The organism is Delftia lacustris, from assembly GCF_040267515.1.
GTDB lineage: Bacteria > Pseudomonadota > Gammaproteobacteria > Burkholderiales > Burkholderiaceae_C > Comamonas > Comamonas tsuruhatensis.
The window spans coordinates 6534173-6551429 of the sequence record NZ_CP141274.1; the positions used below are offsets into that span (position 1 = coordinate 6534173).

Consider the following 17257-nt stretch of genomic DNA (forward strand, 5'->3'; position numbering starts at 1 on the left):
TCCCCCTCCCTTGCGAAGCAAGTAGAGAGGGGGAAGGCGCGCAAGCGCCTCAGGGGGTGCTAACGCACCTTGCCGTTTTTCCAGGCATTGAGCAGCGTGTCATACGCAATCGTCTCGCCCTTGGGCTTTTCATTGGCCAGCTTCTTCCACGGCGCCTGCTTGTCGCTGAGCCACTTGGACGGGTCGCCCTTGGGGTTGAGCTTGGGCGCGCAGTGCGCCATGCCTGCGCGCTGCAGGCGGGCCATGACCTGGTCCATTTCCTCGGCCAGGTTGTCCATGGCGCCCTGGGGCGTCTTCTCGCCGGTGACGGCCTGGGCCACGTTCTTCCACCACAGCTGGGCCAGCTTGGGATAGTCGGGCACGTTGTTGCCGGTGGGCGTCCAGGCCACGCGGGCGGGGCTGCGGTAGAACTCGACCAGGCCGCCGAGCTTGGGCGCCATGTCGGTCATGGCCTTGGAGCGGATGTCGCTTTCGCGGATGGGCGTCAGGCCGACGATGGTCTTCTTGAGGCTGGTGGTCTTGGCGGTGACGAACTGCGCGTAGAGCCAGGCGGCGGCCGTGCGGTTGGCGTCATGGTCCTTGAAGAAGGTCCAGCTGCCCACGTCCTGGTAGCCGTTTTGCATGCCGTCCTTCCAGTACGGCCCGTTGGGGCCGGGCGCCATGCGCCATTTGGGCGTGCCGTCGGCATTGACCACGGGCAGGCCGGGCTTGGTCATGTCGGCCGTGAAGGCGGTGTACCAGAAGATCTGCTGCGCGATATGGCCCTGGGCCGGCACGGGGCCGGACTCGCCGAAGGTCATGCCCATGGCTTCCTTGGGCGCGTACTTCTTCATCCAGTCCACGTACTTGGTGAGCGCGAACACGGCGGCCGGCGAGTTGGTGGCGCCCCCGCGCGAGACCGAGGCGCCCACGGGCGTGCACTTGTCGTCGGCCACGCGGATGCCCCATTCATCGACGGGCATGCCGTTGGGAATGCCCTTGTCGGCCGCGCCGGCCATGGACAGCCAGGCATCGGTGAAGCGCCAGCCCAGCGAGGGGTCCTTCTTGCCGTAGTCCATGTGGCCGTAGACAGGCTTGCCGTCGATCTGCTTGACGTCGTTGGTGAAGAACTCGGCGATGTCCTCGTAGGCGCTCCAGTTCAGCGGCACGCCCAGCTCGTAGCCGTACTTGGCCTTGAACTTGTCCTTGAGGTCCTTGCGCTCGAAGAGGTCGGCGCGGAACCAGTAGAGGTTGGCGAACTGCTGGTCGGGCAGCTGGTAGAGCTTGCCGTCGGGCGCGGTGGTGAAGCTGGTGCCGATGAAGTCCTTGATGTCCAGGCCAGGATTGGTGAAGTCCTTTCCGGCGCCGGCCATGTAGTCGGTCAGGCTCATGATGCGGCCGTAGCGGTAGTGCGTGCCGATCAGGTCGGAGTCGGAGATCCAGCCGTCATAGATGGACTTGCCCGACTGCATCGAGGTCTGCAGCTTCTCGACCACGTCGCCTTCCTGGATCAGGTCGTGCTTGACGGTGATGCCCGTGATCTCGGTGAAGGCCTTGGCCAGCGTCTTGCTCTCGTACTCGTGCGTGGTGATGGTCTCGGAGACCACGGCGATCTCCTTGACGCCCTTGGCCTGCAGCTTCTTGGCCGCCTCGATGAACCACTTCATCTCGGCCATCTGCTGGTCCTTGGACAGCGTGCTGGGCTGGAACTCCGCGTCGATCCACTTCTTGGCTTCCGCCTCTCCGGCCCAGGCCGCCTGCCCCGCCGCCAGCAGGGCCGCCGCGAGGGCGATGGTGTGAAGTCGTTGTTTCATCTGCCGTCTCCTAGATTCTTGCTGTCTCCCCGACATGCACATGCACCAGCGGGCCCCGGGGGAGCTTCGGACCCGGCTGTCGATAAATGGAATGAAGTGATCAGCCTTTGCGCATCACGACGGCCAGCACGAGCATGGACAGCACGAAACTGATCCACACCGAAGGCTCGGCCTCCAGCGAGAACCACTGCGCCATCTTCTCGCCCAGCCCCACCCAGGCCAGATTGACATAGGCCGCCAGCAGCAGCCCGATGAACAGCCGGTCCCCGCGCGTCGTCGCCATCGGCAGCCAGCCCTTGCGCATCACGGTCGGGCTGCGCAACTCCCACAGCGTCATGCCCACCAGCATCAGCACGATGCAACTGAAGAACACCGCCACCGGCAGCGTCCAGGCCATCCAGGAAAACATTGACGAGTCCTTTCAGAAACAAAAACCACTGCCCGTCGAAACTGGCGCGACCCCAAGCGAGGGACAGCAAGCAAGGGCCGCCCCGCCGCGAGGCTGTCGTCCCCCTCCCCCGCGAAGCGGGCAGAGAGGGGGAAGGCGCGCAAGCGACTCAGGGGGTGCCTCACACCCTCCCCATGGCGAACCCCTTGGCGATGTAGTGCCGCACGAACCAGATCACGATGGCGCCCGGCACGATGGTCAGCACGCCGGCCGCCGCCAGCGTCGCCCAGTCCATGCCCGAGGCCGAGACGGTGCGCGTCATGGTCGCCACGATGGGCTTGGCGTTCACGCTGGTCAGCGTGCGCGCCAGCAGCAGTTCCACCCAGCTGAACATGAAGCAGAAGAAGGCCGCCACGCCCACGCCGGCCTTGATCAGCGGCAGGAAGATGGTGAGGAAAAAGCGCGGGAAGGAGTAGCCGTCGATATAGGCCGTCTCGTCGATCTCGCGCGGAATGCCGCTCATGAAACCCTCCAGGATCCAGACGGCCAGCGGCACGTTGAACAGCAGGTGGGCCAGGGCCACGGCGATGTGCGTGTCCATCAGGCCCACCGTGGTGTAGAGCTGGAAGAAGGGCAGCAGGAAGACGGCCGGCGGCGTCATGCGGTTGGTCAGCAGCCAGAAGAACACATGCTTGTCGCCCAGGAACTGGTAGCGCGAGAACGCATAGGCCGCCGGCAGCGCCACCGTCAGCGAGATCACGGTGTTGATGGCCACGTAGATCAGGCTGTTGATGTAGCCCGAGTACCAGGAGGCGTCGGTGAAGATGGTTTGGTAGTTGGCCCAGGTGAAATGCTGGGGCCACAGCGAGAAGCTCGACAGGATCTCCTCGTTGGTCTTGAAGCTCATGTTGACCATCCAGTAGATGGGCAGCACGGCGAACAGCAGGTAGGCGACGAGGAACAGCGTGCGCTTGTGGAAACGGCGGTCTTCAGTCATGTCCGGCCTCCCGCAGGGCCACCCCAAGGCAGGCCGAGCCCCCTCGGGGGGCAGTGAACGAAGGGAGCGTGGGGGTCATTCTCTTGCCCCTTCCTTGTCTGCCGTGCCCACGCGCTGCATCCAGTTGTAGAGGATGAAGCACAGCAGCAGGATGATGAGGAAATAGATCAGCGAGAAGGCCGCCGCCGGCCCGAGGTCGAACTGGCCCACGGCCTTTTGCGTCAGGTACTGCGACAGGAAGGTGGTCGCATTGCCGGGCCCGCCGCCCGTGAGCACGAAGGGCTCGGTATAGATCATGAAGCTGTCCATGAAGCGCAGCAGCACGGCGATCATCAGCACGCCGCGCATCTTGGGCAGCTGGATGTAGCGGAACACCGCGAACTTGCTGGCGCCGTCGATGCGCGCGGCCTGGTAGTAGGCGTCGGGAATGGAGCGCAGGCCCGCGTAGCACAGCAGGGCCACCAGCGGCGTCCAGTGCCAGACATCCATGACCAGCACGGTAAGCCAGGCATGGGTGGCATTGCCCGTGTAGTTGTAGTCCACGCCCAGCGCGTTGAGCGCCGCGCCCAGCAGGCCGATGTCGGCGCGGCCGTAGATCTGCCAGATGGTGCCGACCACGTTCCACGGAATCAGCAGCGACAGCGAGACCACGACCAGCACCGCCGAGGCCTTCCAGCCCTGGGCCGGCATGGACAGGGCCAGGGCGATGCCCAGCGGGATCTCCACCAGCAGCACGGCCAGCGAAAAGCCGATCTGGCGCAGCAGGGCCGAGTGCAGTTCCTCGTCGCGCATGACCTGGGCAAACCATTCCGTGCCCACGAACACGCGCCGGTCGGGACTGATGATGTCCTGCACCGAGTAGTTCACCACCGTCATCAGCGGGATGATGGCCGAGAAGGCCACGCAGATGATGACCGGCAGGATCAGCAGCCAGGCCTTCTGGTTGACGGGCTTGATGGTCTGGCTCATGCCTGCAGCTCCTCGTTGACGTAGTAGCAGGTGTGGGGGCCCTGCAATTGCACCCAGACGGTCTGCCCTGCGGCGGGCAGGAAGGCGTCGGCGCCGCAGCGCAGCTTGAGAAGCCGCTCGCCCAGGCGCGCCACCAGCAGCTGGTGCGTGCCCACGTCCTGCACGCGCTCCACCGTGCAGGCCACGGCGCCGGGCGCGTCGGCCGAGGCCAGTGTCAGGTACTCGGGGCGTATGCCCAGGCTCAGGGGCAGGCCGGGCGCCACGCTGGCCAGTGCGGCGGGCAGGGACAGGTACTGGCCCTCGGCCAGCAGCCGGCCGCCGTCCTGCTGCAGCGGCACGAAGTTCATGCCCGGCGAGCCGATGAAGTGGCCGACGAAGGCATGGCTTGGCCGCTCGAAGAGCTGGGCCGGCGTGCCCACCTGCACGGCACGGCCACGCGTCATGACCACCACCTGGTCGGCAAAGGTCAAGGCCTCCACCTGGTCGTGCGTCACATAGATCAGCGTGAGCCGCAGCTCGTGGTGGATCTGCTTGAGCTTGCGGCGCAGCTGCCACTTGAGCTGGGGGTCGATCACCGTGAGCGGCTCGTCGAACAGCACGGCCGAGACATCGGGCCGCACCAGGCCCCGGCCCAGCGAGATCTTCTGCTTGGCGTCGGCCGACAGGCCCGCCGCGCGCTGGTCGAGCTGGCCGCTCATCTCCAGCATCTCGGCGATCTGGCCCACGCGGGCGCGGATGCGGTCGGCAGGCATGCGGCGGTTCTTCAGCGGAAAGGCCAGGTTCTCGGCCACGGTCATGGTGTCGTAGATCACCGGGAACTGGAACACCTGGGCAATGTTGCGTTCCTGGGGCGTGGCGCGCGTCATGTCGCGGCCGTCGAACAGCACCTTGCCCTGCGAGGGGACCAGCAGGCCCGACATGATGTTGAGCATGGTGGTCTTGCCGCAGCCCGAGGGGCCGAGCAGCGCATAGGCGCCGCCGTCCTCGAAGACCATGCTCAGCGGCAGCAGCGCATAGTCGCTGTCCTGCTGCGGGTTCGGCTTGTAGGAGTGGGCCAGATCGAGTTCTATGCGGGCCATCTCATCGTCCCCCGGGCCGCGCCGGCGCCAGCAGCAGCGCGCCGTCCGTGCCGAACACATAGGCATGGGCCGGGTCCAGGTGCAGCGTGACCGCGCTGCCCAGGTCCAGGTGGTGCACGCCCGTGACCTGGGCCACCAGCTCGCCCCAGGGCGTGGTGGCATGCACGAAAGTGTCCGACCCCGAGATCTCGGCCAGTTCCACCACGCCTTGCAGCGCCACATCCCCGGGCCGGGCCTGCAGGCGCAGCGCGCTGGCGCGCAGGCCCAGGGTCAGGGTGCCGGCAGCGGCCAGGTCCACCGGCAGCGCCATGGGCAGCCGCGCGCCGCCGGGCAGCTCCAACCCGGTGTCCACGGCCTGCGCGGGCACCAGGTTCATGGGCGGATCGCTGAAGGCCCGCGCCACGCGCAGCGAATTGGGTCGGTGGAACACCTCCGCCGTGGGGCCGTACTGCAGCAGCTCCCCCTCGTGCAGCACGGCCGTGTGGCCGCCCAGCAGCAGGGCCTCGCCGGGCTCGGTGGTGGCGTAGACCACGGTGGAGCTGCCGGTGGCGAACAGCTGGGTCAGCTCCTCGCGCAGTTCCTCGCGCAGCTTGTAGTCGAGGTTGACCAGCGGCTCGTCCAGCAGCATCAGCGGAGCGCCCTTGGCCAGCGCCCTCGCCAGGGCCACGCGCTGCTGCTGGCCACCCGACAGCTCGGCCGGATAGCGGTCCAGGAACATCTCGATGTGCAGCCGCTCGGCCAGGGCGCGCACGCGCTGCGCCACGTCGCGATCGCCGCGCAGCTTCAGCGGCGAGGCGATGTTGTCCGCCACCGTGAGCGAGGGATAGTTGATGAACTGCTGGTAGACCATGGCCACATTGCGCTCGCGCACGGGCATGCCGGTCACATCGACGCCATCGACGCGCACCCGGCCTTCGGTGGGCACGTCCAGGCCGGCCATGATGCGCATCAGGCTGGTCTTGCCGGCCTGCGTGGCGCCCAGCAGCACGGTCACCGCGCGGCTTTCCAGTTCCAGGTGCATGGGGTGCAGCCAGGTCTGGCCGCCCACACGCTTGCTGATTCTCTCCAACACCAGTTCCACGACTGCCCTCTTTTGACGAGGCCGCCACCGGGGCAGCATTTGAACAAGGAGAAAGGCGGGCCTCCAAAGCGCGTTTGAAGGCCCGAACGTCTTCATTTTTGTTCTTTCCGGATCGCAGCCCATCAACACATACCCTAGGTGCTGTTCCTTTTTCTTCGTTTTAAAGTTCCCCAGCCCACGGCTGGCCGCGTCAAATGCGCTATAAACCCGTCGCCCGGCCCGATTGACTGCCCGACCATCCACCCGCCCCCCGATCGCCCCTCCGATGGATTTGCCGTGAACACCAACCCCCGCCAACTACAGCTGCTGGACGAAGTCCGCAGCCGCCAGTCCACCACGGTGGAGCAGCTGGCCGAGATCCTGGGCGTGACGCTTCAGACCGTGCGCCGCGACATTCAGAAGCTGGCAGATGCCGGGCTGATGGTGCGCTTTCACGGCGGCGTGCGCGTGCCCAGCGCCACGGTCGAGAACCTGGGCCACCCCCAGCGCCAGGTGCTGCATGCCGAAGGCAAGTCGCGCATTGCGCGCGCCGTGGCCGAGGCCATTCCCAACGGCTGCTCGCTGATCCTGAACATCGGCACCACCACCGAGGCCGTGGCCCAGGCCCTGCTCAAGCACCGGGGCCTGCGCGTGATCACCAACAACCTCAACGTGGCGGCCATCCTCAGCTCCAACGCGGACTGCGAAGTCATCGTGGCCGGCGGCGTGGTGCGCACGCGCGACCGGGGCATCGTGGGCGAGGCGGCCGTGGACTTCATACGCCAGTTCAAGGTGGACATCGCCCTGATCGGCATCTCGGCCATCGAGCCCGATGGCAGCCTGCGCGACTTCGACATGCGCGAGGTCAAGGTGGCCCAGACCATCATTGCCCAGTCGCGCGAGGTCTGGCTGGCCGCCGACCACAGCAAGTTCCACCGCCAGGCCATGGTGGAGCTGGCACGCCTGGACCAGATCGACCGCCTGTTCACCGATACCGCGCCCCCTGCGCCCTTCGACGCACTGCTTCGCGAAGCCGAGGTGCAATGCGTGGTGGCGCAATAAGTTTTCCGCAGCCGCTGCGCCACCGCCCGCACAGGACACGCGCACCGGCCCTGCTTTTCCTGGATACCGCACCATGACCTATCTGCTTGCCCTGGACCAGGGCACCTCCAGCTCGCGCAGCATCGTCTTCGACACCCAGGGCCGCATCGTGGCCTCTGCCCAGCTGGAGCTGCCGCAGATCTATCCCCGCCCCGGCTGGGTGGAGCACGATCCGCGCGAGATCTGGCGCACCCAGCTGGCCACGGCGCGCGAGGCCCTGGCCAAGGCCGGGCTGGCGGCGGCCGACATCCGCGCCCTGGGCATCACCAACCAGCGCGAGACCACCATGGTCTGGAACCGCGCCACGGGCCAACCCCTGCACCACGCCATCGTCTGGCAGGACCGCCGCGCCGAGCCGCTGTGCGCCCAGCTGCGCGAGGCCGGCCATGCCGACACCATCCAGCGCAAGACCGGCCTGCTGATCGACGCCTATTTCTCGGGCACCAAGCTGCGCTGGATCCTGGACAACGTCAATGGCGCACGCGCCGCCGCCGAGCGCGGCGAACTGGCCTTCGGCACCGTGGACAGCTGGCTGATCTGGCAGCTCACGGGCGGACGCCGCCATGTGACCGATGTCTCCAACGCCAGCCGCACCATGCTGTTCAACGTCCACACCAACCAGTGGGACGACGATCTGCTGGCGCTGCTGGAGATTCCGCGCGCGCTGATGCCCGAGGTGCTGCCTTCCGCCGCCGATTTCGGCCGCACGGCAGCCGAGGTGCTGGGCGGCGAGATCGCCATCGGCGGCGTGGCCGGCGACCAGCAAAGCGCCCTCTTCGGCCAGGCCTGCTTTTCGGCCGGCATGGCCAAGAACACCTATGGCACGGGCTGCTTCATGCTCATGCACACAGGCGGCGTGTTCCAGACCTCTGCCAACGGCCTGCTGACCACCGCTGCGGCACAGCCCACCGCTACGCCGGCCTATGCGCTGGAAGGCAGCGTCTTCGTGGGCGGCGCCGTGGTCCAGTGGCTGCGCGACGGGCTGCGCGCCATCGAGCACAGCGGCCAGGTGCAGCAACTGGCCGAGAGCGTGCCCGACTCGGGCGGCGTGATGATGGTGCCGGCCTTCACCGGACTGGGCGCCCCCTACTGGAAGCCCGATGCGCGCGGCACCATCACGGGCCTGACGCGCGGCACCACCATGGCCCACATTGCGCGGGCCGCGCTGGAATCCATCGCCTTCCAGAGCGCCGCCCTGCTGCTGGCCATGAGCCGCGATGCGGTGGCCAGCGGCGGCGCGCCGGTGAGCGAACTGCGCGTGGACGGCGGCGCCTGCGTCAACAACCTGCTCATGCAGTTCCAGGCCGACCTGCTGGGCATTCCCGTCGTGCGCCCGGCCTGCGTGGAGACCACGGCCCTGGGCGCGGCCTACCTGGCGGGCCTGTCCTCGGGCGTGTACCAGAGCACCGAGGAACTGTCGGCGCTGTGGAAGGCCGAGCGCCGCTTCGTGCCCACGCTGGACAAGCACCGCGCCGACGAGCTGATGGCGCGCTGGGAGCATGCGGTGGCCCAGACCGCGCTGGCGGCCTGAGGCTGACTGTCTTGCGCCGGCTTGCCAGCCTGGTGGCTTGCGGCCTGTGGCTGGCAGGCTGTGCCGCGCCACCGCAGGCGCTGCCGGTCCCGCAGCCCACCGCCTGCGCACGCCTGCAATGGCTGGGCAGCGCCACCCTTGCGCGGGACGAGCCCATCGACGGCGCCATCACAGGCGGCATCTCGGGCCTGGACTACGACGCGCAGCGCGGCGACTACGTGGCCATCAGCGATGACCGCTCGGCCCGCGGGCCCGCACGCTGGATGCGGCTGCGCATAGAGCCGCTGGACGCCGGCCAGCGCGCCGGCCCCAACCCCTGGCAGGCGCAGGTCACCGAGGTGCACCCGCTGCGGGATACCGAAGGCCACTGGCTGCGCCCGCGCCATGCCGCGTCCGCCACCCAGCCCGTGCCCGACCCCGAAACCATCCGCCTGCTGCCGGACGGCGGCCTGCTGTGGACCGATGAAGGCGACCCGGGCCGGGGCTTTGGCACCTCGCTGGTGAGGACCGACGCCACGGGCCGCCAGATCGCACGGTGGTTCTACGCATTCAGGGACAAGGACGGCAGGCCGGGCCTGCGCTCGAACTTCGGCTTCGAGGGGCTGGCCGTCACGCCGGACGGACAGCAGGCCTGGCTGGCCCTGGAGGCGCCGCTGCGCCAGGACGGACCGCGCGCCAGCGCCGCCACGGCAGGCGCGCCCGTGCGCATCAGCCTGGTCAGCCTGGACGACGGCCGGCTGCTGCGCCAGATCGCCTACCAGCCCGATGCCGTGCCGGCCGCCAGTTGGGCCCTGCCCCAGCGCGAGGTCAACGGCATCAGCGAAATCCTGCCGGACGGTCCCGACCATCTGCTGGTACTGGAGCGCTCTTACAGCCCGGGCCACGGCTTTGGCGCGCGGCTGTACCGCATCGGCCTGCAAGCGACCGATACGCTGGCCATGGACAGCTTCATGCGCAACCCGCCGCAGGTGGCAGCCAAGCAGCTGATTGCCGACCTGTCCACGGTTCAGCGCGGGCGGCTGGACAACATGGAGGCCATGTCCTGGGGCCCGCCGCTGCCCGATGGCACGCGCGTGCTGGTGTTCGCCAGCGACGACAACTTCAACCCGGCGCAGGCCAACCAGATCCTGGTCACCGCCTACCGGCCCTCGACGCCCTGCGCCCCCTGAAGGCGCTTCAGGGCGTGGCCTGCACCTGCTCCTGCGGCAGGTAGATGCGCGTCAGACCGCGCGCAATCGCCTCCACGATCTGCTCGCGCCGCAGGCCGATGTGCTCGGCCATCAGGCGCTCGCTGGCCTGGGCGTCGCGGTCGCTCAAGGCCTGCAGGATTTCCAGGTGCTCGTGCTGGGTGGAGGCGCGCCCCACGTTCTCCATGTCGATCCACCGGATGAAGCGGATGCGCTCGTTCAGGCTCACCAGCATGCGCCGCAGCTCGGCATTGCCAGCCATGTCGGCAATGCGCAGATGGAATCCCTCGTCCAGGTCCACCAGCTGCCGCACCGGCGTGTCGGAGGCCACGCGCTGGCTCTGCTCCAGATAGGCCCGCGCCTCGTCGATCTGGGCATCGGTGGCGCGCTCCACGGCCAAGCGCACGCATTCGCGCTCCACGGCCACGCGGGCCTCGTACAGGTCCAGTGACTCCTTCACGTCCAGTTCGCGCCGCATGTAGCCGCGGCTGGCGGGCAGCAGAAAACCGTCGGCCACCAGCCGCGTCAGTGCCTCGCGCACGGGCGTGCGGCTCACGCCCAGGCGCAGCGCCAGTTCGCTCTCGCTCAGGCGCTCGCCCGGTTTGAACTCGTAGGAAATGGCCATGTCACGCAGCGTGCTGTAGACGCTGGAGCCCCGTTCGTGGCGGATGTTGGAGATTTTCATGGCGCCATTGTGCCCTCTGGCGCTTTGGATACTTTTAAGTATACTGAAATGGATTCTTAAAAACCCCTCATCCAACCTGCCCGGAGACTCCCGACATGACCACCGCTTTCAATGGCGCCGACGCCATGGTCCGCATGCTTCAGCTCAACGGCGTCAAGCACATCTTCGGCCTGTGCGGCGACACCAGCCTGCCCTTCTACGACGCCATGGCGCGGCTGGACCACGGCATGGACCACATCCTCACGCGGGACGAGCGCAGCGCCGGCTACATGGCCGACGCCTATGCGCGCGTCACAGGCAAGGTGGGCGTGTGCGAAGGCCCCAGCGGCGGCGGCGCCACCTACCTGCTGCCCGGCCTGGCCGAGGCCAACGAATCCTCGGTGCCCGTGCTGGGCATCACCTCGGACGTCTCCGTGGGCGCACGCGGCAAGTTCCCGCTGACCGAACTGGACCAGCAGGCGCTGTACAGGCCGCTGACCAAGTGGAATACCACCATCGACCGCGTGGACCAGATTCCGCATGCCGTGCGCAGCGCCTTTCGCGCCATGACCACGGGCCGGCCGGGCGCCACCCATATCTGCCTGCCCTATGACGTGCAAAAGCACGCGCTGGATCCGGCCGATGTCTGGGCCCAGCCCGGCCATGACCGCTATCCCGCCTACCGGTCCGCGCCCGATCCGGCGGCCGTGGCCGAGGCAGCCGACCGCCTGGTGGCGGCACGCTCCCCCGTGCTGATCTGCGGCGGCGGCGTGCTCATCGCGGGCGCCGGCGCCGCGCTGGATGCGCTGGCCACCCTGCTCAACGCGCCCGTGTGCTCCAGCGTCAGCGGCCAGGGCAGTCTTGCCGGCAGCCATCCGCTCAATGCCGGCGTGGTGGGCACCAATGGCGGCGTCGAGGCCACGCGCGCCGTGGTGGCGCAGGCCGATCTGGTGATGTTCATCGGCGCACGCGCCGGCTCCACCACCACCGAGCACTGGCAGATGCCCTCGCGCAAGGTGACCATCGTCCATCTGGACGTGGACGCCATGACCATAGGCACCAACTACCGCACCGACGTGGCCCTGGTGGGCGACGCCCTGCTGGGCCTGCAGGCGCTGCACGCAGCCGTGCAGCAGCGCATCGCCCGCCGCCCCGCCGATGCCGCGGACGGCGCCGCGCTGGCGGCCACCGCGCGCGCCGCCAAGCTGGCCTTCTTCGCGCCGCTGGCCGCCTCGCTGGAGCGCCCCATCAAGCCCGAGCGCGTGGTGGACACGCTCAACCGCCTGCTGCCCGCGCGCGCCATCGTGGTGGCCGACCCCGGCACGCCCTGCCCCTACTTCACGGCCTATTTCGACGCGCCCCAGGCCGGCCGGCACTTCATCACCAACCGCGCGCACGGGGCGCTGGGCTTTGCCATGTCCGCCGGCTTTGGCGCAGCCATCGGCCAGCCCGATTCCGTGGTGGTCGCGGTCATGGGCGACGGCAGTTTCGGCTTCACCTGCGGCGAGCTGGAAACCATCGTGCGCCGCAACGTGCCGCTGAAGATGATCGTGTTCTCCAACAGCGTGTTCGGCTGGATCAAGGCCAGCCAGAAGTCCGGCTACGATGAACGCTACTTCTCCGTCGACTTCAACCGCACCCACCATGCCCGCGTGGCCGAGGCCTTCGGCGTCAAGGCATGGCGCGTGGAGGACCCGGCAGACCTCGAAGCCGCGCTCAAGGCTGCGCTGATGCACGACGGCCCGGCGCTGGTGGATGTGATCTCGCAAGAGCTCCAGGACACGGCCGTGCCGGTGAGCCAATGGATGGGTTGACGCCAGGCCCCACGCACAGACCCCCTCTCCCCTCTGCCCGTCAATGCGCTTGAAAAGGAGTTTCCATGCCCTGCCGCCCTTCACGCAGCCCTACACGCAGCCCTTCACGCCACCTCTACCGCCGCCAGCTGCTGCTGGCCATGGCCGCCGCATCCCTGCTGGGGACGGCGGGCACGGCATCCGCGCAGGGTGCCGCCCCGCTCAAGCTGGTCATCACCTTCCCGCCAGGGGGCAGCACCGACATCGCCGCGCGCATACTGCAGCCGCGCCTGGGCGAGGTGAGCGGGCGGTCGGTGATCGTCGAGAACCGCCCCGGCGCCGCCAGCCAGATCGCCACCCAGTACGTGGCCAAGTCGGCCCCGGACGGCAACACCCTGCTGTTCAGCTTCGACACCCATGCCATCAATCCCATCGCCAAGTCCCGGCTGCCCTACGACACCTTCAAGGACTTCACGGGCGTGTCGCTGGCGCTTCGCTTTCCGCTGGTGATCGGCGCTTCGGCCTCGGTGCCCGCCAAGAACCTGGCCGGCTTCCTGGAGCTGGCGCGCCGCAACCCGGGCAAATACAGCTACGCATCGACCGGCCTGGGGTCCATGAACCACCTGGTGATGGAAGACATCAAGCGCCGCTCGGGCACCTACGTGCTGCACGTGCCCTACGGCGGCGGCGGCCCGGCCGTGCAGGCCGTGCTCGGCAATGTGTCCGACCTCACGCTGCTCAGCTACGCGGCGCTGCGCGGCCAGATTTCGGCGGGCAAGATCAAGCCGCTGGCGGTGACCGGCCTCAAGCGCCTGCCCGAGCTGCCCGACGTGCCCACCGTGGCCGAATCGGGCTTTGCGGGCTTCGAGGCCTATTCGTGGATCGGCGTGTTCGCGCCTTCCGCCACGCCGGCCGCCACGGTGCACAAGCTCACCGAAGACTTCCAGGCCACGCTGAACACGCCCGACATCCGCAGCAAGCTCATGCAGTCGGGCTTCGAAGTCATGGCCACGGACGGACCCGCCCTCGACCGCTGGGTGCGCCAGGAATATGAGCGCTGGGGCCGCTTCGTGCGGGACAACAAGATTCAGCTCGAAGACTGAGAATCCGGACGGCCCCCCCTTACAACACAGGAGCATTCATGGCACTTCCGCTGGACCACATCGTCATCGCCGTGCAGGACCTCGAGGCCGCCGTGGCGGACTACCGCGCGCTGGGCTTCCAGGTCGTCATCGGCGGCCGCCATCCGGGCCGCACCTCGCACAACGCGCTGATCGTCTTTGCCGACGGCGCCTACCTGGAGATCATTGCCTGGACCGCTCCGGCCCCCGAAGAGCGCTGGTACCGCACGCTGCGCGACCATGGCGAAGGGCTGGTGGACTTCGCCCTGCTGCCCCAAAGCACCTCCCAGGCCCTGGCCGAGGCGCGCGGGCGGGGGCTGGACACCCTGGTCGGCCCCGTGGACGGAGGCCGCGTGCGCCCCGATGGCGCGCAACTGCTGTGGCAGACGGCGCGCCACGCCACGCCCGACCTGCCCTTCCTGTGCGGCGACGTCACGCCGCGCGCGCTGCGCGTGCCCGAAGGCAGCGTGCGCGAGCATCCCAACGGCGCGCTGGGTGTGGCCTCGCTGACCGTCGCCGTGCACGATCTGGACGCCAGCCTGGACCGCTACCGGGCGCTGCTGGGCCCGGGCCTGCCGCTGGAGAAGCTGGACAACCAGGGCGCGCGGCTGGCATTGCCGGGGTTCGACCTGCTGCTGCAAGGCGCGCAGGCACTGACGGCCTGCGACGCACTGCGCCAGCGCCTTGCCACCCGCGGAGAGGGCCCTTGCACGCTCACCCTGCGCCAGCGGCCCGGCGCCCCGGCACAGCCCCTGGACCTGGCCGCCAGCCATGGCGTGGACATGCGCTGGCACGGTGGGAACACGCTCTAAACTCTTCGTTTTCCTTCTCCACCGCCACCAGCATGAACACCGTTTCCACAGCCTCCCCTGTCATCGCCTTCATCGGTGGCGGCAACATGGCCAGCGCCATCATCGGCGGACTGATCGGCCAGGGCCAATCCGCAGACCGCATCGTCGTCGTCGAACCCTTCGAGGCTGCACGCGACGCGCTGCGCACGAACTTCGGCATCACGGCACATGCCGATGCCGCGGCCGCCGCCAGCGCGCTGGACGGTGCCGGCATCGTGGTCTGGGCCGTCAAGCCCCAGACCTTCAAGGAAGCCGCCCAGGCCGTGGCGCCGCACACCGCCCAGGCCCTGCACCTGAGCGTGGCCGCCGGCATTCCCACGGACGCCATCGCCCAGTGGCTGGGCACGGGCCGCATCGTGCGCGCCATGCCCAACACGCCGGCCCTGGTGGGCAAGGGCATGACGGGCCTGTTCGCCCGCGCCCAGGTCGATGCCGCAGGCAAGAGCGCAATCGAGCAGCTGGTGGCCACCACGGGCCAGTTCGTCTGGGTCGACCAGGAAGCGCACCTGGACGCCGTGACCGCCCTGTCGGGCTCGGGCCCGGCCTATGTCTTCCTGTTCCTCGAAGCCATGACACAGGCTGGCGTGGACATGGGCCTCACGGCCGAGCAGTCCTACCGCCTGGGCGTGGCCACCTTCCAGGGCGCGTCGGAGCTGGCCGCCCGCTCCACCGAAAGCGCCGACGTGCTGCGCCAGCGCGTCACCAGCAAGGGCGGCACCACCCACGCCGCCATCACCCACCTGCAGGCGCAGCAGGTGCCCGAGCATTTCGTGGCCGCCATGCGGGCGGCGGAAACACGGGCCAAGGAGCTGGCCGCCGAGTTCGGCCGCTGAGCCCGACGCAGCGCGCCCAGGCACCATGCAAAAGGGAGGCACCGGCCTCCCTTGTTTTTTCAGCGCTGAGCCCTCAGCGCAGCGCAAACCCCAGCGCCACGCCCGCGAACAGGCTGGCACCGATCCAGTGGCTCTTGCTGAAGGCGACGAAGCAGCCTTCGCGCGTGCGGTGGCGGATCAGGGTGAAGTGCCAGATCACCTGGGCCGCAGCCACGGCCAGGCCCAGCCAGAAAGGCCAGGCCAGGCCGAAGGGTGCCAACGCCCAGACCGTGAGCAGGCCGCAGAGCACGAAGAAACCCATGACGGCCACCACGTCGAAGCGGCCCAGGGTGATGGCCGAGGTCTTCATGCCGATCTTGAGGTCATCGTCGCGGTCCACCATGGCGTATTCGGTGTCATAGGCCAGCACCAGGAACATGTTGGCCAACCACAGAATCCAGGCCGTGGCGGGCACCTGCCCCTGCACGGCGGCGAAGGCGATGACGATGCCGAAGTTGAAGGCAATGCCCAGGAAGGCCTGGGGCATGGCGAAGAAGCGCTTGGTGAACGGGTAGAGGATGGTGAACAGCACGGCGGGCACGGACCAGGCCACGGCCTCCCAGCGCGTGGTCAGCACCAGGCCCAGCGAGACCAGGGCCAGGGCCGCGCCCAGCAGAGCGGCCTCCTTGACCGAGACCTGCCCCGAGGTGATGGGCCGCTGCGTGGTGCGCTTGACGTGGCGGTCGAAATCGCGGTCGGCGATGTCGTTGATGCAGCAGCCGGCGCTGCGCATCAGCACCGTTCCCAGCACGAAGACCACCAGCAGATGCCAGCCCGGAAACCCGCCCGCTGCCACCCACAGTGCGGCCAGCGTGGGCCAGACCAGGACCAGCCAGCCGGCCGGCCGGTTGAAGCGGACCAGGTCCAGGTAGAGCGACAGTTTGCTGCGCCGGGGCGCAGGCATGGGCGTGGAGGAGGTGGTAGGCATGGCGTCTGGGCGCCGATGGCGGCCGTGGGCCGACCATCGCACGCATCACATTCGAAAATGCCCGCATTGTCGCCGCTGGGCGGGCGGGCTCGGCGGCGCGCCTCAGCCGCGCCTGCCGGCAACGCGGGTTTGCGCCCACTCCACGGCACAGATCACCAGCGCCATCCAGGCCAGGCCCAGCAGCCAGCCGGCCAGCACATCGCTGGCATAGTGCACGCGCAGCACGACGCGGCTGGCGCCTACGCCCAGGGCAACGGCCAGGGCCGCCAGGCCCACGCACCAGCGCCAGGCAGGCCGCAGGTACGGCAGCAGCAGCCAGGCCAGCATCAGATAGAGCACGAAGGTGCCGGCGCTGTGGCCGCTGGGGAAGCTGAAGCCGCCCTCGGGCACCCAGCCGCCCACGGGGCGCGGGCGGCCCACGCTGGTCTTGATGGCGCGTATCCACAGGCCGACTCCCGCCGTGGCCACCACCCAGGCGGCCGCATGCAGCCAGTCGCGGCGCCACAGCAGCAGCGCCAGCACGGCAACAGACAGCGACACCATCCAGCCCACATGGCCCAGCTGGGTGAAGGCGACCACGGGGCGCACCCAGGCATCGGTGGCATGGCCGGCCAGCCACTGGTGCAGGGCATCGTCCAGCACCGGCCAGTCGGTGCAGGAGTCGCAGCCTGCGGGCTGGCCCAGGCCCAGCATGTCGCGCACCATCACGCCCAGGGCCAGCGCGGCCAGCAGGCCTGCCGCCACCAGGCCCTGCCATGCGGCGCGTGGCATCGGCAGGCCTGCATGGCGCAGCCGCGCGGCGGCGGGCAGGCGCAGGTAGAAAAAAAGGCCGCCCAAGGCGGCCAGTACCAGGCACAGGCCGCTCGTGGCGGCGTGTGCGTCAATCCAGGTCCGGAGCATGCGCGGTCATCACTCCCGGGCCG

Annotated in this window: 16 protein-coding genes; 7 read left to right on the top strand and 9 right to left on the bottom strand. The window is 68.7% G+C overall.

All coding sequences use genetic code 11. From position 1 onward, the window contains the following. Positions 1-59: 59 nt before the first annotated feature. The 6 genes from U6958_RS31325 to U6958_RS31350 form a co-directional block, all read right to left on the bottom strand. Positions 60-1793, bottom strand: a complete 1734-nt coding sequence (locus U6958_RS31325; RefSeq protein WP_074920799.1) for an ABC transporter substrate-binding protein — start codon at positions 1791-1793, stop codon at positions 60-62. A gap of 100 nt (positions 1794-1893) precedes the next feature. Continuing rightward, on the bottom strand, positions 1894-2202 hold the full coding sequence (locus U6958_RS31330) for a DUF2160 domain-containing protein (RefSeq protein WP_016449169.1): 309 nt from the start codon (positions 2200-2202) through the stop codon (positions 1894-1896). 160 nt (positions 2203-2362) lie between these two features. Further along, entirely contained in the window at positions 2363-3178 is an 816-nt protein-coding gene (locus U6958_RS31335) for a carbohydrate ABC transporter permease (RefSeq protein ID WP_013804448.1), read from the bottom strand. 75 nt (positions 3179-3253) lie between these two features. Continuing rightward, positions 3254-4147, bottom strand: a complete 894-nt coding sequence (locus U6958_RS31340) for a carbohydrate ABC transporter permease (RefSeq protein ID WP_034363482.1) — start codon at positions 4145-4147, stop codon at positions 3254-3256. Continuing rightward, positions 4144-5226: an ABC transporter ATP-binding protein gene (locus U6958_RS31345; protein WP_016452006.1), complete on the bottom strand. Its 1083-nt coding sequence runs from the start codon at positions 5224-5226 to the stop codon at positions 4144-4146. Before U6958_RS31345 ends, U6958_RS31340 begins: the two co-directional genes overlap by 4 nt. 1 nt (position 5227) lies before the next feature. Next, positions 5228-6307 (bottom strand): ABC transporter ATP-binding protein, encoded by a 1080-nt coding sequence (locus U6958_RS31350; RefSeq protein ID WP_074920801.1) that lies wholly within the window; start codon positions 6305-6307, stop codon positions 5228-5230. 276 nt (positions 6308-6583) lie between these two features. Between U6958_RS31350 and U6958_RS31355 the strand changes: the two genes are divergently transcribed. The 3 genes from U6958_RS31355 to U6958_RS31365 all read left to right on the top strand — a co-directional run bounded on the left by U6958_RS31355 (position 6584) and on the right by U6958_RS31365 (position 10087). Next, a complete protein-coding gene (locus tag U6958_RS31355; RefSeq protein ID WP_016452008.1) occupies positions 6584-7348 on the top strand; it encodes a DeoR/GlpR family DNA-binding transcription regulator in 765 nt (254 codons plus the stop codon). A gap of 73 nt (positions 7349-7421) precedes the next feature. Then, positions 7422-8918: a glycerol kinase GlpK gene (glpK, locus tag U6958_RS31360; protein WP_074920803.1), complete on the top strand. Its 1497-nt coding sequence runs from the start codon at positions 7422-7424 to the stop codon at positions 8916-8918. An 11-nt stretch (positions 8919-8929) separates the two neighbouring features. Beyond that, complete coding sequence (locus U6958_RS31365; RefSeq protein WP_074920805.1) at positions 8930-10087, top strand: esterase-like activity of phytase family protein; 1158 nt, start codon at positions 8930-8932, stop codon at positions 10085-10087. A gap of 7 nt (positions 10088-10094) precedes the next feature. Here the strand turns inward: U6958_RS31365 and U6958_RS31370 are convergent, their stop codons facing one another. After that, positions 10095-10790 (bottom strand): GntR family transcriptional regulator, encoded by a 696-nt coding sequence (locus U6958_RS31370; protein ID WP_016449162.1) that lies wholly within the window; start codon positions 10788-10790, stop codon positions 10095-10097. Positions 10791-10885: 95 nt separating this feature from the next. Here U6958_RS31370 and U6958_RS31375 point away from each other — a divergent pair, with 95 nt between their 5' ends. From U6958_RS31375 to proC, 4 genes are all read left to right on the top strand, one after another. Further along, positions 10886-12583: a thiamine pyrophosphate-binding protein gene (locus tag U6958_RS31375; RefSeq protein WP_016449161.1), complete on the top strand. Its 1698-nt coding sequence runs from the start codon at positions 10886-10888 to the stop codon at positions 12581-12583. A 65-nt stretch (positions 12584-12648) separates the two neighbouring features. Beyond that, a complete protein-coding gene (locus U6958_RS31380) occupies positions 12649-13665 on the top strand; it encodes a tripartite tricarboxylate transporter substrate binding protein (RefSeq protein ID WP_074920807.1) in 1017 nt (338 codons plus the stop codon). A 38-nt stretch (positions 13666-13703) separates the two neighbouring features. Beyond that, positions 13704-14495, top strand: coding sequence for a VOC family protein (locus tag U6958_RS31385; protein WP_074920809.1), 792 nt, complete (start codon positions 13704-13706; stop codon positions 14493-14495). 32 nt (positions 14496-14527) lie between these two features. Next, complete coding sequence (gene proC, locus U6958_RS31390; protein WP_074920811.1) at positions 14528-15367, top strand: pyrroline-5-carboxylate reductase; 840 nt, start codon at positions 14528-14530, stop codon at positions 15365-15367. Positions 15368-15440: 73 nt separating this feature from the next. Here the strand turns inward: proC and ubiA are convergent, their stop codons facing one another. Beyond that, positions 15441-16310: a 4-hydroxybenzoate octaprenyltransferase gene (gene ubiA / locus U6958_RS31395; protein WP_074920813.1), complete on the bottom strand. Its 870-nt coding sequence runs from the start codon at positions 16308-16310 to the stop codon at positions 15441-15443. A gap of 126 nt (positions 16311-16436) precedes the next feature. Further along, positions 16437-17234 carry a phosphatase PAP2 family protein gene (locus tag U6958_RS31400; RefSeq protein WP_016449156.1) on the bottom strand — a complete coding sequence of 266 codons (798 nt, stop codon included), beginning with the start codon at positions 17232-17234 and terminating at the stop codon, positions 16437-16439. Positions 17235-17257: the final 23 nt, after the last annotated feature.

Coding starts and splice junctions, on each gene's coding strand:
- U6958_RS31325 (WP_074920799.1), bottom strand. CDS start 1,793: ATGAAACAACGACTTCACACCATCGCCCTCGCGGCGGCCCTGCTGGCG.
- U6958_RS31330 (WP_016449169.1), bottom strand. CDS start 2,202: ATGTTTTCCTGGATGGCCTGGACGCTGCCGGTGGCGGTGTTCTTCAGT.
- U6958_RS31335 (WP_013804448.1), bottom strand. CDS start 3,178: ATGACTGAAGACCGCCGTTTCCACAAGCGCACGCTGTTCCTCGTCGCC.
- U6958_RS31340 (WP_034363482.1), bottom strand. CDS start 4,147: ATGAGCCAGACCATCAAGCCCGTCAACCAGAAGGCCTGGCTGCTGATC.
- U6958_RS31345 (WP_016452006.1), bottom strand. CDS start 5,226: ATGGCCCGCATAGAACTCGATCTGGCCCACTCCTACAAGCCGAACCCG.
- glpK (WP_074920803.1), top strand. CDS start 7,422: ATGACCTATCTGCTTGCCCTGGACCAGGGCACCTCCAGCTCGCGCAGC.
- U6958_RS31370 (WP_016449162.1), bottom strand. CDS start 10,790: ATGAAAATCTCCAACATCCGCCACGAACGGGGCTCCAGCGTCTACAGC.
- U6958_RS31375 (WP_016449161.1), top strand. CDS start 10,886: ATGACCACCGCTTTCAATGGCGCCGACGCCATGGTCCGCATGCTTCAG.
- U6958_RS31380 (WP_074920807.1), top strand. CDS start 12,649: ATGCCCTGCCGCCCTTCACGCAGCCCTACACGCAGCCCTTCACGCCAC.
- U6958_RS31385 (WP_074920809.1), top strand. CDS start 13,704: ATGGCACTTCCGCTGGACCACATCGTCATCGCCGTGCAGGACCTCGAG.
- proC (WP_074920811.1), top strand. CDS start 14,528: ATGAACACCGTTTCCACAGCCTCCCCTGTCATCGCCTTCATCGGTGGC.
- ubiA (WP_074920813.1), bottom strand. CDS start 16,310: ATGCCTGCGCCCCGGCGCAGCAAACTGTCGCTCTACCTGGACCTGGTC.
- U6958_RS31400 (WP_016449156.1), bottom strand. CDS start 17,234: ATGCTCCGGACCTGGATTGACGCACACGCCGCCACGAGCGGCCTGTGC.